The 17,275-nt window shown below is 66.0% G+C and carries 13 protein-coding genes; 2 read left to right on the top strand and 11 right to left on the bottom strand.

What is annotated here, in order from left to right; genetic code table 11:
• The first annotated feature begins 76 nt into the window (after positions 1–76).
• The gene (locus FHU31_RS06695; protein ID WP_167156882.1) at positions 77–1,747 is read left to right on the top strand and encodes a PucR family transcriptional regulator; all 1,671 of its coding nucleotides are present in this window, start codon (positions 77–79) and stop codon (positions 1,745–1,747) included.
• An 11-nt stretch (positions 1,748–1,758) separates the two neighbouring features.
• On the opposite strand, the gene FHU31_RS06690 is transcribed toward FHU31_RS06695, so the two are convergent.
• A complete protein-coding gene (locus tag FHU31_RS06690; RefSeq protein ID WP_167156880.1) occupies positions 1,759–3,153 on the bottom strand; it encodes an MFS transporter in 1,395 nt (464 codons plus the stop codon).
• Positions 3,154–3,555: 402 nt separating this feature from the next.
• On the opposite strand from FHU31_RS06690, the gene FHU31_RS06685 reads away from it, so the two are divergent.
• Positions 3,556–5,133 carry a hypothetical protein gene (locus tag FHU31_RS06685; protein WP_167156878.1) on the top strand — a complete coding sequence of 526 codons (1,578 nt, stop codon included), beginning with the start codon at positions 3,556–3,558 and terminating at the stop codon, positions 5,131–5,133.
• Positions 5,134–5,172: 39 nt separating this feature from the next.
• Here the strand turns inward: FHU31_RS06685 and FHU31_RS06680 are convergent, their stop codons facing one another.
• The 10 genes from FHU31_RS06680 to rplP form a co-directional block, all read right to left on the bottom strand.
• Positions 5,173–6,027, bottom strand: a complete 855-nt coding sequence (locus tag FHU31_RS06680) for a formylglycine-generating enzyme family protein (RefSeq protein WP_167156876.1) — start codon at positions 6,025–6,027, stop codon at positions 5,173–5,175.
• Complete coding sequence (locus FHU31_RS06675; protein ID WP_234901148.1) at positions 6,024–6,719, bottom strand: hypothetical protein; 696 nt, start codon at positions 6,717–6,719, stop codon at positions 6,024–6,026. Before FHU31_RS06675 ends, FHU31_RS06680 begins: the two co-directional genes overlap by 4 nt.
• 116 nt (positions 6,720–6,835) lie before the next feature.
• On the bottom strand, positions 6,836–9,187 hold the full coding sequence (locus tag FHU31_RS06670) for an arylsulfatase (protein WP_167156874.1): 2,352 nt from the start codon (positions 9,185–9,187) through the stop codon (positions 6,836–6,838).
• A gap of 136 nt (positions 9,188–9,323) precedes the next feature.
• On the bottom strand, positions 9,324–10,955 hold the full coding sequence (locus tag FHU31_RS06665) for an ArnT family glycosyltransferase (protein ID WP_167160718.1): 1,632 nt from the start codon (positions 10,953–10,955) through the stop codon (positions 9,324–9,326).
• Between the two features lie 50 nt (positions 10,956–11,005).
• On the bottom strand, positions 11,006–12,475 hold the full coding sequence (locus tag FHU31_RS06660) for a glycosyltransferase (RefSeq protein ID WP_167160716.1): 1,470 nt from the start codon (positions 12,473–12,475) through the stop codon (positions 11,006–11,008).
• An 8-nt stretch (positions 12,476–12,483) separates the two neighbouring features.
• Entirely contained in the window at positions 12,484–13,920 is a 1,437-nt protein-coding gene (locus FHU31_RS06655; RefSeq protein WP_234901315.1) for a hypothetical protein, read from the bottom strand.
• An 85-nt stretch (positions 13,921–14,005) separates the two neighbouring features.
• Positions 14,006–15,949: a hypothetical protein gene (locus FHU31_RS06650; protein WP_234901147.1), complete on the bottom strand. Its 1,944-nt coding sequence runs from the start codon at positions 15,947–15,949 to the stop codon at positions 14,006–14,008.
• A gap of 364 nt (positions 15,950–16,313) precedes the next feature.
• Positions 16,314–16,622: a 30S ribosomal protein S17 gene (gene rpsQ, locus FHU31_RS06645; RefSeq protein WP_167156871.1), complete on the bottom strand. Its 309-nt coding sequence runs from the start codon at positions 16,620–16,622 to the stop codon at positions 16,314–16,316.
• 1 nt (position 16,623) lies between these two features.
• Positions 16,624–16,857, bottom strand: coding sequence for a 50S ribosomal protein L29 (gene rpmC / locus FHU31_RS06640; protein ID WP_090359883.1), 234 nt, complete (start codon positions 16,855–16,857; stop codon positions 16,624–16,626).
• Entirely contained in the window at positions 16,857–17,273 is a 417-nt protein-coding gene (gene rplP, locus FHU31_RS06635; RefSeq protein WP_090359885.1) for a 50S ribosomal protein L16, read from the bottom strand. The genes rpmC and rplP overlap by 1 nt, the downstream gene beginning before the upstream one ends.
• Positions 17,274–17,275: the final 2 nt, after the last annotated feature.

The following is a 17,275-nucleotide window of genomic DNA, read 5'->3' as shown; positions in this document are numbered from 1 at the left end:
GGCAGTCGACAGTGTGATCGTGGTGGTTCGATCCGCCACCGCGACGACGAACGCGCCGCACAGAGCAGGTGAGGACATGCCAGCAGAGCACCCGCACGGTGACCGGATGACGGTCGCCGGACTGCTCGATGAATCGCTCATGTCGGGTGCCCGGGTGATGGCCGGGCACGATCACCTCGGTAGCGAGTTGCATTGGGTTCTGCCGCTTTCCGAGGTGTTGTCCGGCCACGAGCCACTCGACGGCGTCGCGGTCTACGCGCGTCCGGAAGCGCTGCTGGGCACCGCCGGCGCCCTGGCCGCGCTCGCCGCCCGCGGCGCCACCACCCTGCTGGTCGACGGTGCGGTCCCCGCCGATTTCCCGGCGGCCCTGCCTGTCGGGCTGGTGGTGATCGAGATGGCGTTTCCGGTCGGGTTCACCGCCCTGAACCGGCTGTTGGCGGAGCGGGCGCTGAGCCGGGAAGTGCACGTGATGCGGTACGCCACACACGTGCACACCTCCTTGGCGGGACTTTTTCACCGTGGGGCCGGGCTGCAGATATTGATCCGCGAGGTGTCCAACCTCGCCCGTAACCCCGCGGTCGCACTGGACGCCCGTGGCCAGATCGTGGCCCACAACGGCTTGGCCGCCGAGGCGGCGGGGGTTCTCACCGAGGTCATCGTGCCGAGGTTGACGGTCGACCTGCCGGCCGCCGCCCGGCTCTCGGGTCATCACGACACCCGTGTCGAGCACCTCGCGGACCCGCACGGCAACACCTGGACCGCCATCTCCACGGCCATCCGGCTCGGCAAGGCCTTCGAAGGCTGGGTCCTCGTCCTGGTCCCGAATTCCGCACCGGGTGCCCACGATCTGGCACGGCACATCGTCGTCACCGAGCAGGCGACCGCGATCATCGGTTCGGAGATGTTGCGACAGCACAGCGTCGATGAGGCCGAGGAACGCGCCCGCGGTGATTTCGTCCAGGCCCTGGTCCACGGCCATTTCTCCAGCGAGCACGATATGCGCGCACGGGCGGAGTACCACGACATCGACATCGATTCGCAGTTCGGCGTTTTCGTCGCGCCGGGCGCGATTCCCCATGGGGTGGACAATCCCGCGGCGAGCATGGTCCGGCTGGCCCGGTATGCCGCCAACGTGGCACCCGATCCCGCCGTCCGCTCCTATGTCACCGTGCTGGGTGACGTCCTGGTGGTGGTGCGCTCACTCCGTGGCGGCGATGACGCCGCGCGACACCGCGAGATGGTTCATTACGCCGAGGCGATGGCAGCCGAACTGGAGAATCGCCGCGGCGCTGCGGTCGCCGTGTCCTACAGCAGACCGGCCGGTGGTGCACAAGCCGTCTCGGCCACCTACCGCGAAGCCCGCATCGCGCTGGGTATCGCACGCAGGCTGGGGCTCACCGGCGCGGTGTCCTATCAGGATCTGCGGAGTTTCACGGTGCTCGCCGAGATCGCCGAGACCGAACAGAGCAAGGCACTGGTCAACGACCTCCTGGGCCCCCTGCGGGCCACTCCCGATCTGCGCGAGTTCCTGACCGGCTACCTGGCACACGGCGGGAACGTCAACGCCACCGCCCGGGTGCTCAATGTGCACCGCAACACCATGCTCACCAAGTTGGATCGGGTGTCGCGGGCGATCGGTCTCGATATCCGGTTGCCCGACAACCAGTTCACCGTCTGGCTGGCGATCCGGCTGGACCTGCTCAGCGAGGTGCACGCCGCTGTCGACCGGGAGGCCAGCTTCCACTGACCGAGGCGGCGCTATCGCTCGGACATCGGATCGGACCCGACGAACGAGCCCAGCAGTCCGAGCGCGGCAACAACGGAGACCATCGCGAACGCGAGCATGAAACCGATGGTGGTGCCCAGGCCCAGGGCGATCGCCACCCACGCCGCGCTCATCGCCGAGCCACCGAAGCGCACCAGGTTGAACAATCCGAGTCCGGTGCCCTGCGCCCCGGCAGGAGAGCGGGTGGCACCGGTGGCCGCCGGTGTCTGCACGAATGCCGTTCCGATGCCGATCAGGACCAGAACCCCCACGAAGCCGGCCAACCCCCAACGTTTTTCGACCAGATGCGTGCCGACGGCCGCACAGAGCAGGGCCTGGCCGAGGATCAGCAGCGCCAACCCGGTGCGTAAGACCCGGCGGGCCCCGACCCGGTCCAGGTACCGCCCGACCAGCGGGCCCAGGATCACCATCGAAGCCGGGATCGCCAGCAGCACCGCGCCGGCCAGCGACCCGGTCCGGCCGCTGCCGACAAGGTAGAGCGGCACCGCGAGCAGCGTGGCTCCGAGGCTGAACATGAACGCGAACGCACCCAGGGTGCTGCGCACGAACCGGGCCTCAGCCACGAGCCGGACATCGACGAACGGCTCCGGCACCCGCAGGCAATGCCGGACGAAAAAGATCAGAACCGCCACGGCCACCGTCACCGCGATGGCAACGACCGCCGAAAGACCTTGCTGCGGGACGAGTGCGACGCCGAGGATCAGCAGCCCCGACCCGAGGGTCAGTGAAGTCGCGCCGACGGTGTCGAAGCGCATCGTGGTGCCGGGATGACGCGGGATGTGGAGCAGGGTGCCGATCAGACCGGCCAGCGCGACCGGCACGAGCGGCACGAACACCCATCTCCACCCCCAGCCGTCAGCGACGAAGCCGCCCATGGTGGGTCCGATGGCCTGGCCGATGCCGTTCACCGAGGCCCACAGCCCCACCGCTCTGCCCCGCCGCTCCCCGGCGAACAGCCAGGTCAGCAGACCGAGCACCGCCGGCCCGAGGGCGGAGGCCGCCGCACCGCCCACGCAGCGCCACAGGATCAGCAGTTCCAGCGACGGAGCGGTCGCGGCGCCGAGGGCGCACACCGCGGTGGCGACCATCGAGGCGCAGTAGACCCGCCGCCTGCCGAACCGGTCGCCGATCCAGCCGACCAGCGGCATCGTCGCGGTGAACGTCATCAGGAAGCCGACCACCACGAATACGCCGCTGCCCAGCGGTGCGTCGAATTCGGCGAGGATGGCCGGCATGGGCACGTTCACCACGCTGTTACTCACCGTGCCGACCAACGTCCCGGAGAGCAGCGCGGCGAGGGCCAACGGCGTGCCGGCCTCGTCGGGGACCGCCGTGCCCGCGGGCACGCGGTTGTCTGTGTCAGTCATGGCAGGGCTTCCGTGGCCGATCTGTGTGGTGTGGCTGGGCGGTGGTGTGGCTGGGCGGTGGTGTGGCTGGGCAAGGTGCATGAGCACCCCAGAAGCCACTGTCTCACTCACGCCGCGGCAGAGGTGGCGCCCGTATGCGCCAAGGAGCACAGAGAAGCCGCTCTCAGTTGGGCATCGTGCACAGGCGGCTCTGGGCCCCTCATCGTGACGATCCGCACCCCGGCGCGGACTTTTAACGTTGGCGAAACACCGCGACATCAGGATGACAATGTCGGAACACGTTGCACAGGGGCGCACGCACAGCGTTGTGCACTCTGTGCGTTGACCCGTTCACGCAACGAGTCGAGCATTCCCCCATCAGACTGCACAGCCCACGAGCAGTTGTGAGTGAAAAGACCCTCGATGGATACACACCTCAGCGCAGCCCACTGGATCTATCTGGCCGGAATCGTGGTCATTCTCATCACGATGGCGCTGCGGAAGAACATCGTGGTGCCGGCGGTCGTCGCGACTCTGCTTACCGCCTGGGTGTTTTCGGGCAGCATCGTGACCGGACTCGCGTCGATCTTCAATGCCAGCCTGGTGGCCGCCCACGAGCTGTTCAATATCTTCCTGATCATCGCCTTCGTGACGGCGATGCTCGGCGCGCTGCGCGAGATGGGCGCCGACCGGCTGATGGTGGCCCCATTCCGGCGGGTGATGCGTGCGGGCACAAGCAGTTTCGTCGTACTGGCCATCGTCACCTACGTCATCTCACTGTTCTTCTGGCCGACTCCGGCGGTACCACTGGTGGGTGCCGTGCTCATCCCGGTGGCGATACGCGCCGGCATGAGTCCACTGTCGGTCGGCATGGTGATCGCCATCGCGGGCCAGGGCATGGCGCTGTCGTCGGACTACATCATCAAGGTCGCCCCGGGAATCTCGGCGACCGCGGCGGGTGTCGATACCGACGGTGTCGCCGACAAGGCCCTGGTGCTGTCGCTGATCGTCGGTCTCGTCGCGTTGGCCATCACCTACCTCACCCAGCGCAGGACCTGGCAGAAGCCGTCCCCGGACCTGTTGGTGGACTGGGAGAACAAGGCCGACAAGCTCGGCGTACCGATCAGTGCGGACAGCCCCGGCGATACGGGATCGGTCGGCACTCCCGGCTCGGGCCGCGGTGGTGACGCACCGGTTCCGGTCGGCGGCGCCAGCGGTAGCGCCGAAGTGCACGCCGTGACCGCGACGACCGTGCTCGCGCACGCCGAGTCCGACCCGGCAACAACGTCGAGATCATTGTCGGCCAAGGCGTTCGCGACGATTGTGCCACTGGCTTACCTGACACTGATCGTCTATCTGTTGCTGGGCAAGTTCACCAGCCTGGTACCGCCCCTGCAGGGCGGTGAGGCTGCGGGCATCGTCGGCGGTATTGCGGCGATGCTGCTGTTTGCCGCCTGCCTGACCAACAACAAAAGGGCATTCCTGGAGAGTTCCTCGACCCACATCGTCGACGGCCTGGTGTTCGCGTTCAAAGCCATGGGCATCGTGTTGCCGATCGCCGGATTCTTCTTCATCGGCAACGGGGACTTCTCCGCTCAGATCCTCGGAATGCCCAAGGGCACAACGGGACCGGCGCTCCTGTTCGACCTCATCAATGCCGCCCTGTCCCATGTCGCGCCGAATGCGTTCCTCATCGCTTTCACGGTGTTGTTCGTCGGTCTCATCGCGGGTCTGGAGGGTTCCGGGTTCAGCGGACTCCCACTCACGGGCTCGCTGTCGGGTGCGTTGGGCACGGCCGCCGGGATGGATCCCTCGACGTTGGCAGCAATCGGTCAGATGGGCAATATCTGGTCCGGCGGCGGCACGCTGGTCGCTTGGTCCTCGCTGGTCGCGGTAGCCGGCTTCGCGCGGGTCCCGGTCCTCACCCTGGCGCGGAAGTGCTTCCTGCCGGTGATGACCGGTCTGGCGCTCTGCACGGTCTTCGCGATTCTCGTGTTCTGAGGGCGCTGTCCCGGTCGGGCCGCGCGGGATTGCCCCCGGCTACGCCGCGCAGCGGAACCCGATATGCGTCGTCGCGGTGTCCCTGGACTGCGGCGACCTGGCCGCAGGGCGATAGCGGTGACAGTACTCCGGCGCGCACAGATGCGATCCGCCCTTGAGCGCCTGGCTCACCCCGGGATCGTCGGCGGGTAGGCAGCACGCGTTGGCAACCTGCCCGGTGAATTCGGTGGTCGTCCACTCCCACACGTTGCCGATCATGTCGACCAGCCCGAAGGCGTTGGGGGCGAACGTGCCGACCGGGGAGGTGCCCCGCCAGCCGGCCGCGCCGTCGTTGCGGTAGGGGAAGGCGCCCTGCCACGTGTTCGCCATCAGCTCTCCGCCCGGCTTCGCGTCATCACCCCACGCGTAGGTCGACTCCGATCCGGCCCGCGCCGCATACTCCCACTCGGCCTCGGTCGGTAACCGGCGGCCCACCCAGGCCGCGTAGGCCAGCGCGTCGGCGTACGCGACCTGAACGACGGGGTGATCGGCGGGGGCTTCGGCATGGTCCGGTCCGAACGGGTGGCGCCAATTCGCCCCGGGCGCCCAGTCCCACCACTGCCGCCAGTCCCCCAGATTCACCGGCCCGGGCGTCTGCCGGAAGACCATGGCCCCGGGTACCAGGTCAGCCGGATCCGCGCCGGGATAGAGCGCCGGATCCATCGGTCGCTCAGCAACCGTCCGGTAGCCGGTGGCATCGACGAATGCGGCGTACTGCGCGGTGGTCACGGGGTGCCGTTCGATCGCGAAGGGTGCGACCTGGACCTGCCGGACCGGTTGTTCCTCCGGGTAGAAACCGACGGCACCCATCCGGAACCGCCCGCCGGGCAGGGCGACGACTTCGGTCGGCGTCATGGCAGGAGGATCTCGAAATCTCCGGCGAGCAGTTCGGCAGCCGCGTCGAATCCGGTTGTCCCGGTGGGAGCTGTGGTGTGCACCGACACCAGATAGTTGCCGGCGTTGGTCCAGATGTGCACCACCCGATCGACGAACTCGACCGCATTCTGCGGCGTGTCCGACCATGCGCCGAGCATCTTCTGACCGCTGTACTGACACAACTCGGCGGGCAGCACGCTGATCGAACTGACCGCGGCCTCCCCCATCAGCCGGTCCGCATACTCGTCGAAGGCTTTCGCCGGCTCCAGCGCCGTCGGCGCGATGGAGATCGTCGAGTCCATCCCCTGAGGTCCCTTGAGATAGCCGCCGATGTCGCCGCTACCGCTTTGCATCGACCAGCCGTCGGGAACCGGCACCGTGATCACCGGCGCGGCCGCATCGGCCACCTTGGCGACGAAACCGACCCGCGGCTTCTGCTCGGGAGCACACGTCACCGCATCCGCCGGGATCGGCGCGCGGCTGGTGGGGACGACGCCGAAGCCCGACGAATCCGGAGCCGGCGCCGTCTTCGTCGTCGACGTACCCGGCCGGCCGGTGTCCGCGGCGACCGGGTTGCCCGCACTGGTGCGCACGCACCCAGCGGTGGCGGCGAGCACCAGACACGCCAGCACCACCGACACCGAGCGGGTCATTGCTTCGAGGTGTGTCATCAGCCTTTCGCGTGCATTTGAGCCGGTTCCTTGTTCCCCTCACGGTACGGCGCATCCGGGATGCCGACCACCACCGCCCGCAAGGCTCCGACCACGGAGCCTTGCGGGCGGCGTCCTCAGTCCTTCGAAAAGGCGCGGGCCAGTTCCCGTTCCACGTCGCGGTACGGCGTACCCGAGATGTCCACCACCACCTTGGCGATGGTCCCGCCGGTGAAGGCGAACGGTGCCTTGTAGGTGCTGGACACGGCCTGTCCGCTGTTGCGGCCGACCGCGATGCCGCCGCCCGAGAGGCCGAAACTGCCGGGGTGGCTGCGGATGCCGGCACCGGTCGCCACCACGGTGTCGTCGACGAACAACGAGACGTCCCCCAGCGGTGTGTGGCTCCCTTCGACGGTGCCGGTGCGCTCATAACGCACCCCGAAGACGTGACTGCCCAGCGGTACCGGCGCCAAGTCCGAGACCCGCTGCTCCTCTTCGCCCATGAAGTTGTAGACGTAGTGCAGTCGTCCGTCCTGGATGAACAGCACATGCCCGCCGTGCCCGGCACCGTGTTTGAACAACACGCCCTCAGCGTCAGCGGCATCCACGGTCACCTCGGCCAGCACCGAGAAGGACTGTCCGCGCAATTCGGCGGCGGCGCCGGCACCGACCTCGGCGATGTCCGGGTAGTAGGTGAAGTTGGTGCGATCGACCGCCAGGGAGGGGCGCCATCTGGCGAGCGTCTCCAAGATGTTCAGATCACCCAGCGGGAGCCCGTTGTACTTGGCGGCCTCCGCGAACCACAGTGCCTTGAGCTCCTCCAACTTCTCCGGGTTCGCACCGGCGAGGTCATGGCATTGGCTGCGATCGGACTCGATGTGGAACAACTCCCATCGGTCTTCGTCGAAGTGACCCCAGCCGGCCGGTGACGCCGCGTGCACGGCGTTGGCGAACCACCCGTCATGCCAGATCCCGCGCGTACCCAGCATCGAGTAGAACTGCGTCTGTTTGCCGGTGCTCGCCGTCGGATCATCAAGAGCGGCTTTGAAGCTCACCCCGTCCAGCGGCTTCTGTGCGATACCGCGCACCTCGCCCGGCGGGCTGATGCCGAGCAGTTCGTAGACCGTCGGGGTGATGTCGCAGACGTTGACGTAGTTGTCCCGGAACTCACCGTGGGCCTTGATTCCCTTGGGCCAGCTGATGATCGCGGTGTCCGCGATACCGCCTTCATGCGACGCATAGCGCTTGAACAGCTTGTAGGGCGTGTTGAATGCCATCGCCCAGCCGATCGGATAGTGGTTGTAGGTGTCCGGACCGCCGAGTTGGTCGTAGAAGCGCATGCTCTCTTCGACGGTGTCGATATAGCCGTTGAAGAACTTGTTCTCGTTGACCGAACCGTTGGGGCCGCCCTCACCGCTGGCCCCGTTGTCGGAGATGACGACGATGATCGTGTTGTCGAGCTGCCCGGACTCCTCGAGGTAGTCCAGGACCCGGCCGATCTGGGCGTCGGTGTAGGACAGGAATCCGGCGAACACCTCGGCCATCCGGGCGAACAGTCGCTTCTCCTGGTCGTTGAGCGTCTCCCACGGCCGGACGGTGTCCTGCAACGGCCACGGCTCACCGCCCGCGCCCTTGACGTCCAGGTACGGATTGATCGGGGACAGCTCGGTATCCGGCGGGACGATGCCGAGTTTCTTCTGGTTCTCCAGCACCAGTTCGCGATAGAGCTCGTAGCCCATGTCGAACTTGCCGGCGTACCGGTCCGCCCACTCGGCGAAGACGTGATGGGGTGCATGCCCGGCCCCCGGGCACAGATACGAGAACCACGGCTTGTCCGGCGCGATCACCTTGGAGTCGCGGATGAACTCGATTGCCTTGTCCGCCAGATCCTTCGACAGGTGATAGCCATCCTCGGGAGTCGCCGGCGGCGCGACCGGGTGGTTGTCGTAGACGAGGTCGGGGTACCACTGGTCGGTCTCGCCGCCCATGAAGCCGTAGAACCGTTCGAAACCGCGGCCCAGCGGCCAATGTCGTTTGGTGGCGGCGAGGTTGGACTCCTCCAAGGGCGTCAGGTGCCATTTCCCGACGGCGTAGGTGTTGTAACCGCGTTCGGCGAGCACCTCGGACAACAGCGCGGTGTCCAGCGGGATGCGGCCGTTGCAGTTGGGAAAACCGTCGGTGAACTCCTCGACGGTGGCCATCCCGACCGTGGTGGCGTTACGCCCGGTCAGCAGGGAAGCGCGGGTCGGCGAGCACAAAGCCGTGGTGTGGAACTGCGACAGCCGCACCCCCTTCTCCGCGATCCGCTGCATGGCGGGCATCTCCACCAATCCGCCGAAGCAATCCCAGGTGGCGATGCCGGTGTCGTCCCACACCAGATACAGCACGTTGGGCGCACCCTCGGGCGCCGTCGGCGCCGCGTACGGGCTCCAGTCCGGCTCCGAATCCCGGATGTCGACAGCGATCTTCCCATTGAACTCCGATGCCATGGCAGCCCTCTTGCAGTCGTCGGATCCGCCGTTCGCTCGACGGTCGCCCGGAGATTACACCCGTGGAGTAGGGCGCACCTGAGAAAATTGACGCCGACAACGATCGGAGGCGTTGAGCACGCGGTTCTGGCCTCCGTCAGGCCATCGGATTCACCGGATCGTGCACCCGGTACAGCCGCCAATCCGGTTGGCTGTCGCCGTCGTTGGGAATCTCCAGTTCCAACGTGGCGACATCGGATCCGGTGTCGTACAGCGTCGGGTAACGCTGATTCAGGGCATCGGAGGCCCCTCGCCCGCTGGGCGGAACCGACAGCAGGTACTTGATCCCGTGCGCGGACGGGTCGTTGAGCAACTCGACGAAATCCGGGTCAGAGGGCACGACGAAGATCTGCGGATTCTCGGAAGCCACCACAACCGCGAACCCGTACACGGTGTCGGTGATCACCGAGCTGTCCGGAAGATCGAGACTATCCAGGTACTTCGCGATCTCACGCTCAGTCGAGAAGGTGGCGACGATGCGCCGCTCGACGGCCTTCTGCGGACTGACCGAGTCGGGGTCCGGGCTCAGCACTGCGCCCAGCGCGTATTCCTGCGGTGCATAGTGCGGGGACATCATCCCCCGAGCGGCGACCGGCACCGCCACCGCGGCCAGCATCGCCACCGCCACATAACCGACCCTCGACCTATACGGAGCGGCCGCGGCGGTCGGCGGCGCGTGCCGTCCACGCCGTTTGGGTTCGGTCAGTCTGCCCTCCGGCACCGCGAGCATCGCCAGCGTCGACGCCAACGGGATCGCGGCAATGTAGAAACGCAAGAACGGAAAGGTCGCCCCCGTGGCGAAGGTGTAGGTCTGGAATGCGAGCACCGCCCCGTACATCAGTACCGGCACCGCCAGCACTCCGCGATGCGGGCTGTGCCTGCGCGCCACGCCCGCCCACAATGCGATCGGCAACAAGGTCGGCGCCAGCAGGGTGATGCACACCGCGGCGAACGCCAGACCGCCGGTGAAACTGGTGGCAGCAGCCCCGCCGGACTGTTTCAAGATCGCCGAATTCCCGTATTGGGAGCTGAACTGACCGAAGGCGTCACCGGTGATCAGCCAACTGGTCGCGGCCCAGCCGACGAAGGCCGCGGCTCCCGGCAGGCTGACCAGCAACAGGTCGAGCAGAGCGCGCCGGATGCGGGGTGCCTCCCGCGCGCGCAGGTAGGTCGTCGCCCCCACGAGCAGGCCGGCGGCCGCCACGGTGCCCACCGCGTCGTATCGAGTGAGGTAGGCCAAGCCCAACGCGATACCGCCCGCCGCCACCAGATGATGCACATCGTCATCGGTCATCCAGAGGATGAGACGGCGGACTGCCCAGGTCATGAAGAAGATGAAAGGCGCCTCGCTCATCCCGTTGGATCCGTAGAACACGATCATCGGGTTGAGGGCGAACAGCGCGGTGATCGTGACGGTATAGGCCCGGGGCAGGCCGCGGTCACTGCCAGTCGCGAAGATCTGCACCACAGCACCGGCCATGAACACCGCGGACATGACGCTGCCCGCGAATCCGCGCGCCGTCAGATCCGGGAAGAACGGCGACAACAACATGACCGGAATCTCGAGCATGGCTGTGAGAGGTGTGAAGATGAACCCGATCGCGGCCAGATGAGGATCACGGCTGTAGAGCACGCTTTCCGAGGCCTGCACCCGCGACAGCGCATCTCCGAGGATGAACCCGTTGCGCACCTGCAGCCAGTATCCGACGGCCAGGTAGGCCGTCACCATCGTGACGTACACCAGCCACTTGCACTGCCGGTCCGAGAGCAGCCGGAGCCTCACGTCGGCGCGTCCCCACCGTCAGCCGGTTTGGCCGAGAGACCGTGGAACGTCTTCTCCCAGTAGGACGGATTGCGGATGATCTGGTACACGCCCTTGGCCGCGGCGATGCTCATCATCAGCCAGAAAAGCGGCACCGTCATCGCAGCGACCAACAGGTCCGAGCGGTCGTCTTCACGCAGGGCGATGAGATTCATGTAGATCGTCGCCGCATTGCCCAACACCAACGCGACCAGGGCCGGGAAGTAGACGATCGGCGGGAACACCGCACCCACGACTGCCGGCTGACCCAAGAACCACAGCACAGTGATGAGCCAGAAGACCAGATTGAGCACGGCGATGATCGGGGTGCCGGCCAGTACCAGGTTGAATCGTAGAAAGCTACGTGGCCCGAGCACCCGGTAGAGCTGGAGTGGGTTGCGGATGTGCACGAGCCAGGTCTGCAGATAACCCTTGTACCAACGGGATCGCTGTCTGATCCAGTTGATCGGATCCGAGTTCGCCTCTTCCTGGGTTGCCGAATCGATCACCGCGGTGTGATAGCCGGATGCGTCGATGCGCAGACCGAGGTCCGCATCCTCGGTGACATTGAACGGGTCCCACGCACCGATCTCGTCGAGGACTTCCCGGCGCAGATGATTGGAGGTTCCCCCGAGGGGAATCGGGGACGTGCTCCGCATCATCCCGGGCAGCAGATAGCCGAACCACAGTCCGTATTCGGCCGTGAACCATCCCGTGAGGATGTTCTGGTGACCGTTGTGATACTCCAGTTTCGCTTGGACACAGGCGATCCGATCCGGTAACGATGCGAACGCCGCGACAACGCGGCGCAGTTGCAGTGGTTCCGGCAGATCCTCGGCGTCATAGATCGTGACGATGCTGCCGGTCGCGAAACACAGCCCGTAATTGCACGCCTTGGGCTTGGTCCGCGGATCCGCCGGCGGAACCAGCAGGATCGTGATGACATCGGATTCACCGCACGCCTGGGCGGCGGCGATGGTGACGTCGTCGTCCTCCTCAAGGAGCAGCAGCACCTGCAGCTTGTGCGCTGGATATTCCAGCGCAGACATCGCACCGATCAGATCGCCGACGACCTCGGGCTCGTTGTAGGCGGGCACCAGAATCGTGTAACGCGGAAGATCGTCGTCGGGGATGGCACGGGCTTGCTCATCGGTGATGGTGATCGGCTTCGACGCCAGACCTTCTCGGAAGATCAGTAGCCGGTCGGTCATGGTGAGCACATATCCGAAGGTGCACAGCCCGATCAGCGTCACCGCGGTCTGCATCGGAAACAACACGGCCGATATCAGCGTCACGCCGACCGCGGTGAGCAGCGTCGGTTTCTGCCACCCCCACACCGCACGCGAGGCCGACTGCATCGGATGCTCCTCGCGTAGACCGTTGATCGCCCGATCCAGCGCGAACCGTCGATGCTCCTCGGTCAACCCGACATCGACCGGGAACGGCATCTGCGGTGTCACGGGTCCACCCCCAGCGGCTCCAACTCGGCGCGCACCAGCGCGTGCCCGAATTCGGTGAGCAGCTCGTCGTCTTTGATGTTCGGATCGTCGTCGGCGGTGGCGGAATTTCCGCGGAACAACACCGTGAACATCGAGTTCAGCGTCGGAACCAGGCCACCGGTCGGCTGCGGGAACGGTGCCCAGTCCTCGTGGTTGTCCACCGCGATGGCCAGCACCCGGCGGCCCACGGTCCCGTTGGTCCACGTCCACTGCAGGCCGTCCCAACTCACCAGGATCTTGTCGTCGACCACCGAGAACAGGTCGGCCCCGGTCCCGTACCCGAGATCCACCGGACGAATGCCGCTGAGCCGGATGCCGTTGACCCGGTACATCATTCGGGTGGGATAGACATCCAACGAGAACGGCCGGAGCGTGGTGATGCTGTCGACCATCACGGTGCGCGGTCGGGAGAACTTGTCATAGTGCGGGTTCCCTCGATCGGCGACCATCTTCTGCCTGGTGAGCACCGCGCCGCGGCCGTAGTACCGGGTGACCCAGGTGTAGCGCTGGCTCTCCACGATGTGCCAGCCAGGCGGCGCCTTCATCGGCGCCGAGAAATCCATCGTGTCGACCCGCGCCGGAGAGGCGAGCCCGACCTCTGGCAATCGGACAACGGACAGCAGGACCGCGATGACGAGTACCAGTGGCACGGCCGACCAGATCTGGCGGGCGGCAAGAGGTTCCAGTTTGCGGTCGAGTACCCGCTTAGGTTCACCACGCCGGGCGGCCAGGTACATCAACGAGCCCACCACACAGATGGACGTGAGCGCGGGAACGTACTGATACAACCTCAGGTTTGCACTGGGCAGGAAGACCGCCATGAAAGCCAGGATCAGCAGACCGACCAGCCAAGCCAGATTGGAGCCCACCATCGCGCGACTGACCCGTCGCCCGACAGCCGTCGCGGTGGCCGTCGCGGCGATCACCATCGTCCCCACGCCGGCGGCAACCCGATTCCCGCCCAACACGATCACGGTCAGGTAGTACGGGAGCGGGAACACCATGAACAGCACCAGCCACGCCCAGCCGAACCGGATGACGGGGCGCAATCCGAACATCGCCACACTCGCACTGACGATGAACAGCCACATCGCCACCAGATCCAGCCGTAGGAGGTGAAAGTACAAGCCGTAGCGCTGTAGCAGGACGCCGTGTACCAGCAGCGCCATCACCAGACCCATCGTCGCGACGATGATGTCTGTCTGACGATCGTGGATGGGCAGCTCGGTGCGGTGCCGCCGTGCGATGCCGATCGCCGCCAGCGCCGCAGCAATCGGGACGATCCACACGTATCCGCCGAAGCCACCGCCGACGGTTGTCGCCCACGCACTCGCGATGGTGCGGTGGAATGCCGCGACCGTCAGGATCGCGATGAACCCCCACCGCAGGACCATCCGCGTCACCGGATGCAGGTTTTCCACCGACCGATTCCGGAGGGTCCATCTGGGCCGTTCGGAGGTGTCGGTGGCGGCGGTCACCTCAGCCGCCCTTGATGCGGCGCCGCTCCCGGATCCGCAACCAGACCGTCAACGCCAACACGATGACCAGCATCGACCCACCGATCCACCACCAGACGGCTCCGGAGGAAGTGTTGGTCGACGCGGGCTCCGCCGTCGGCTGTGGGGCAGTCACCGTGACGGGAGGGCGACCGGCGATGGAGACCAGGGCGACGCCGTCGACGATGGACCACCGACGTTCATCGGCACCCAACCACGTCAACAGCTCGTCGAGTTGAGCGGGCGCTCCATTCGACGTCGCCACCAGCACCGAACGCCGACCGTCGAAAATCACCTGCAGTGAGGCGAATTTGAGCGCAGGCTCCAGTGTCAGCGTCGTCGCGTTGCCGCCGTCGTCGTACACGTTGACGGTCATCGGGACGGCATCCGGCGCTGAGACGGGCAACGTGACCGCAGAGTCGGTCCACCCCGGTGGGGAGATCAGTACCGCGGGATTCGTGGATGCGACGGCCTCTGCGAGCGGTACCACCGAGGTGTCCATCGGCAGTGCGCTCAGCCGCTGCAAGCCAGTCATGATCTGCACCGCCCGTACGGTGTCGCCGAACCGATCATCGCCGATCCCGATCACCACGCGCGGCATCAATGCCTGCGGTAGCGACTGGAATCCGCCCGGCACGGGCGGCCGCGCCGGTTCGCTGCGCACCGCGCTCTCCCCGTCGATGATCAGTGTGATGGGCTGGAACTCTCCGCACCGACCGGTGTTGCCGGAAATACTCACCTGCACGGCCAGCGTCGTATAGCGCTGCAGCAGCCGATCGGGAATGTCCACCCAACGGTCGACCACGCCACTGGCGTCGGCAGGCCACCTGGCGATCGTCTCTGCGCCGATGGTGGCGACAAGTTGCCCACCGATGCTGTTCGGAAGCGGTGTGTAGGACCCCTGCAGATGCACTCTGATGTTGTGGGCGGCGCGGCCCAATCGGGTCTGATCCAGCGCGATCCCGACCTGCGGGTTGAGGGCGACGGCGTTCACGCCCGGCTGCCCCAGCTTACGGATCGTCGTCTCGTTGCCCGGCAGCTGCGGAGCGGAATCCAGCGGTCCGACAACGGCTTTCGATGACAGTGCGTACTTGGAGAGACCGCTGGTGAGCAGTCTTGCCTGATTCGTGAGCGCGGCGGCGGGGCCCGTGACGAGCAATGCGGGCATTCCGCCGCCGGGATACAGCGACACGCCTGCATCGGGTCCCTCGGAGACCACGATGTGGCGCTCGAGCGGGCGTGCCGAACCGGGTGGCTGCGCGGCCGGCGCAGGCAGCGGCGCCACTTCCACCGTCGGGTTCTGCTTCCCATAGTGTGAGGTGACCGCGGTGGCCAACTGCACGACGGCATTCGCTTCGGTTTGCGACGGCCGCCGGCTGGTATAGATCACCAGTTTTCGCAGGATGGGCGGCAGGAAGTCCGCCACCACGTCCGGAACCTGCTCGCGCCCGGTGTAACTCAGCGAGACGTCGGTCAGTCGTAACGGATTGGTGGGATCGAGGCAGTACCCGTCGAGCGGCAGCAGGTAGCTGCGCACCAGCAGCGATATCGCGTTGTCGACCACCAGCACCCCGCCCAGGGGTATGACGACAGGACCACGCTGCGCCGGAATGTCGGCCTGAGTGATCACCCGGTTGTCCTGGCTGACCGTGATCGTCGCGCTGCGCACGTCCACCGGCAATTGCGCGGTGAGGTTCAGCGTCGACGGCACCATCCCGGCCGGAACCGGGACCGTGAGGGTCGCGGTGCCCACTTGGCCGTACAGCAACAGATCGGGATCAAGACCCAGATCGGTCAAGGCCAGTGTGGGCGAATCCGCCAACCACGGCTGCTCCGGAACTGCGTGTGCCACCTGCACACCCGGCACCATCAGCGTCGCCACGACGACACTCAGTACCGCAATCAGCGACCGCAATCTCTCGATCATCAGGGCAAACCATATTCGCTATGCCCGCAGGTGGTAGACGAGTGGCGAAATTGATATCCACCGATTTCCAGCGTCGCGGGAAAGCCGCACGCAAAAAGGTATTTCGGCGAACTGCCGAGACAGTCAAAGCAATAACCAAAACGATTTATCCGAATTGGCAGAAAGGTTGTTCAGCAAGCATTCTCATCGGTAGGCCGAGTCGGTTTCGCCCTGTAACGATTGAAACAGCAACGTGCCATTCCACACCGTCACCCACTGCCGGCGACGTCCCTGTCGATCGGCAACTGCGGCAACAGGATCCGCGTGTCGGGCACGAGTACGCAAAAACCCCCGCCATCGGGCGGGGGTTTTCACTCATGCGGTCTTACTTGGCGCGCTCGAGCACCTCGACCAGCCGCCACCGCTTGGTGGCCGACAACGGTCGGGTCTCCATCAGCGAGACGCGGTCGCCGACACCGGCTACGCCGTTCTCGTCGTGCGCCTTGACCTTCGTGGTGGTCCGGATGATCTTGCCGTAGAGCGGGTGGCTCTTGCGAGATTCCAGCTCGACCACGATGGTCTTCTGCATCTTGTCGCTGACCACGTAACCGATGGCCGTCTTGCGACGCCCACGGGTCGTCTCGGCGGCCGGCGTGTGGTTGGGGCCTGCTGCTTTCGCAGTCTCTTCTGCCATTTTACGAATCCTCACCAACGGGTCCGGAGGCCAGACCCAATTCACGTTCACGCAGCACGGTGTAGACCCGTGCGATCTCCTGGCGGACGACGCGCAGCCGCCGGTTGTTGGCGAGCTGTCCGGTCGCCATCTGGAAGCGCAGGTTGAACAGCTCTTCCTTCGACTCGCGCACACGAGTGGTGAGCTCTTCGTCGGTCAGCTCACGCAGTTCGCCGGGCGAAATTCCCACTGCCATCAGAACTGCTCCTCTCGTGTCACGATGCGTGCCTTGATCGGCAGCTTGTGGATTGCGCGGGTGAGCGCTTCCTTGGCGATCTTCTCGTCCGGGAAGCTGATCTCGAACAGCACCCGACCGGGCTTGACGTTGGCCACCCACCACTCCGGCGAACCCTTACCCGAACCCATGCGGGTTTCGGCGGGCTTCTTGGTCAGCGGGCGGTCCGGGAAGATGTTGATCCACACCTTGCCGCCACGCTTGATGTGCCGGTTGATGGCGATACGAGCGGACTCGATCTGCCGGTTGGTGATGTAGGCGTGCTCCAGTGCCTGGATGCCGTAGTCGCCGAAGCTGACCGAGGTGCCGCCGCTGGCGATGCCACGCTGCTCCGGGTGGTGCTGCTTGCGGTGCTTGACCCTGCGGGGAATCAACATGA

Origin of the sequence: Mycolicibacterium fluoranthenivorans (genome assembly GCF_011758805.1) — a bacterium.
Lineage (GTDB): Bacteria > Actinomycetota > Actinomycetes > Mycobacteriales > Mycobacteriaceae > Mycobacterium > Mycobacterium fluoranthenivorans.
This window is presented reverse-complemented; position numbering and strand designations above follow the sequence as displayed.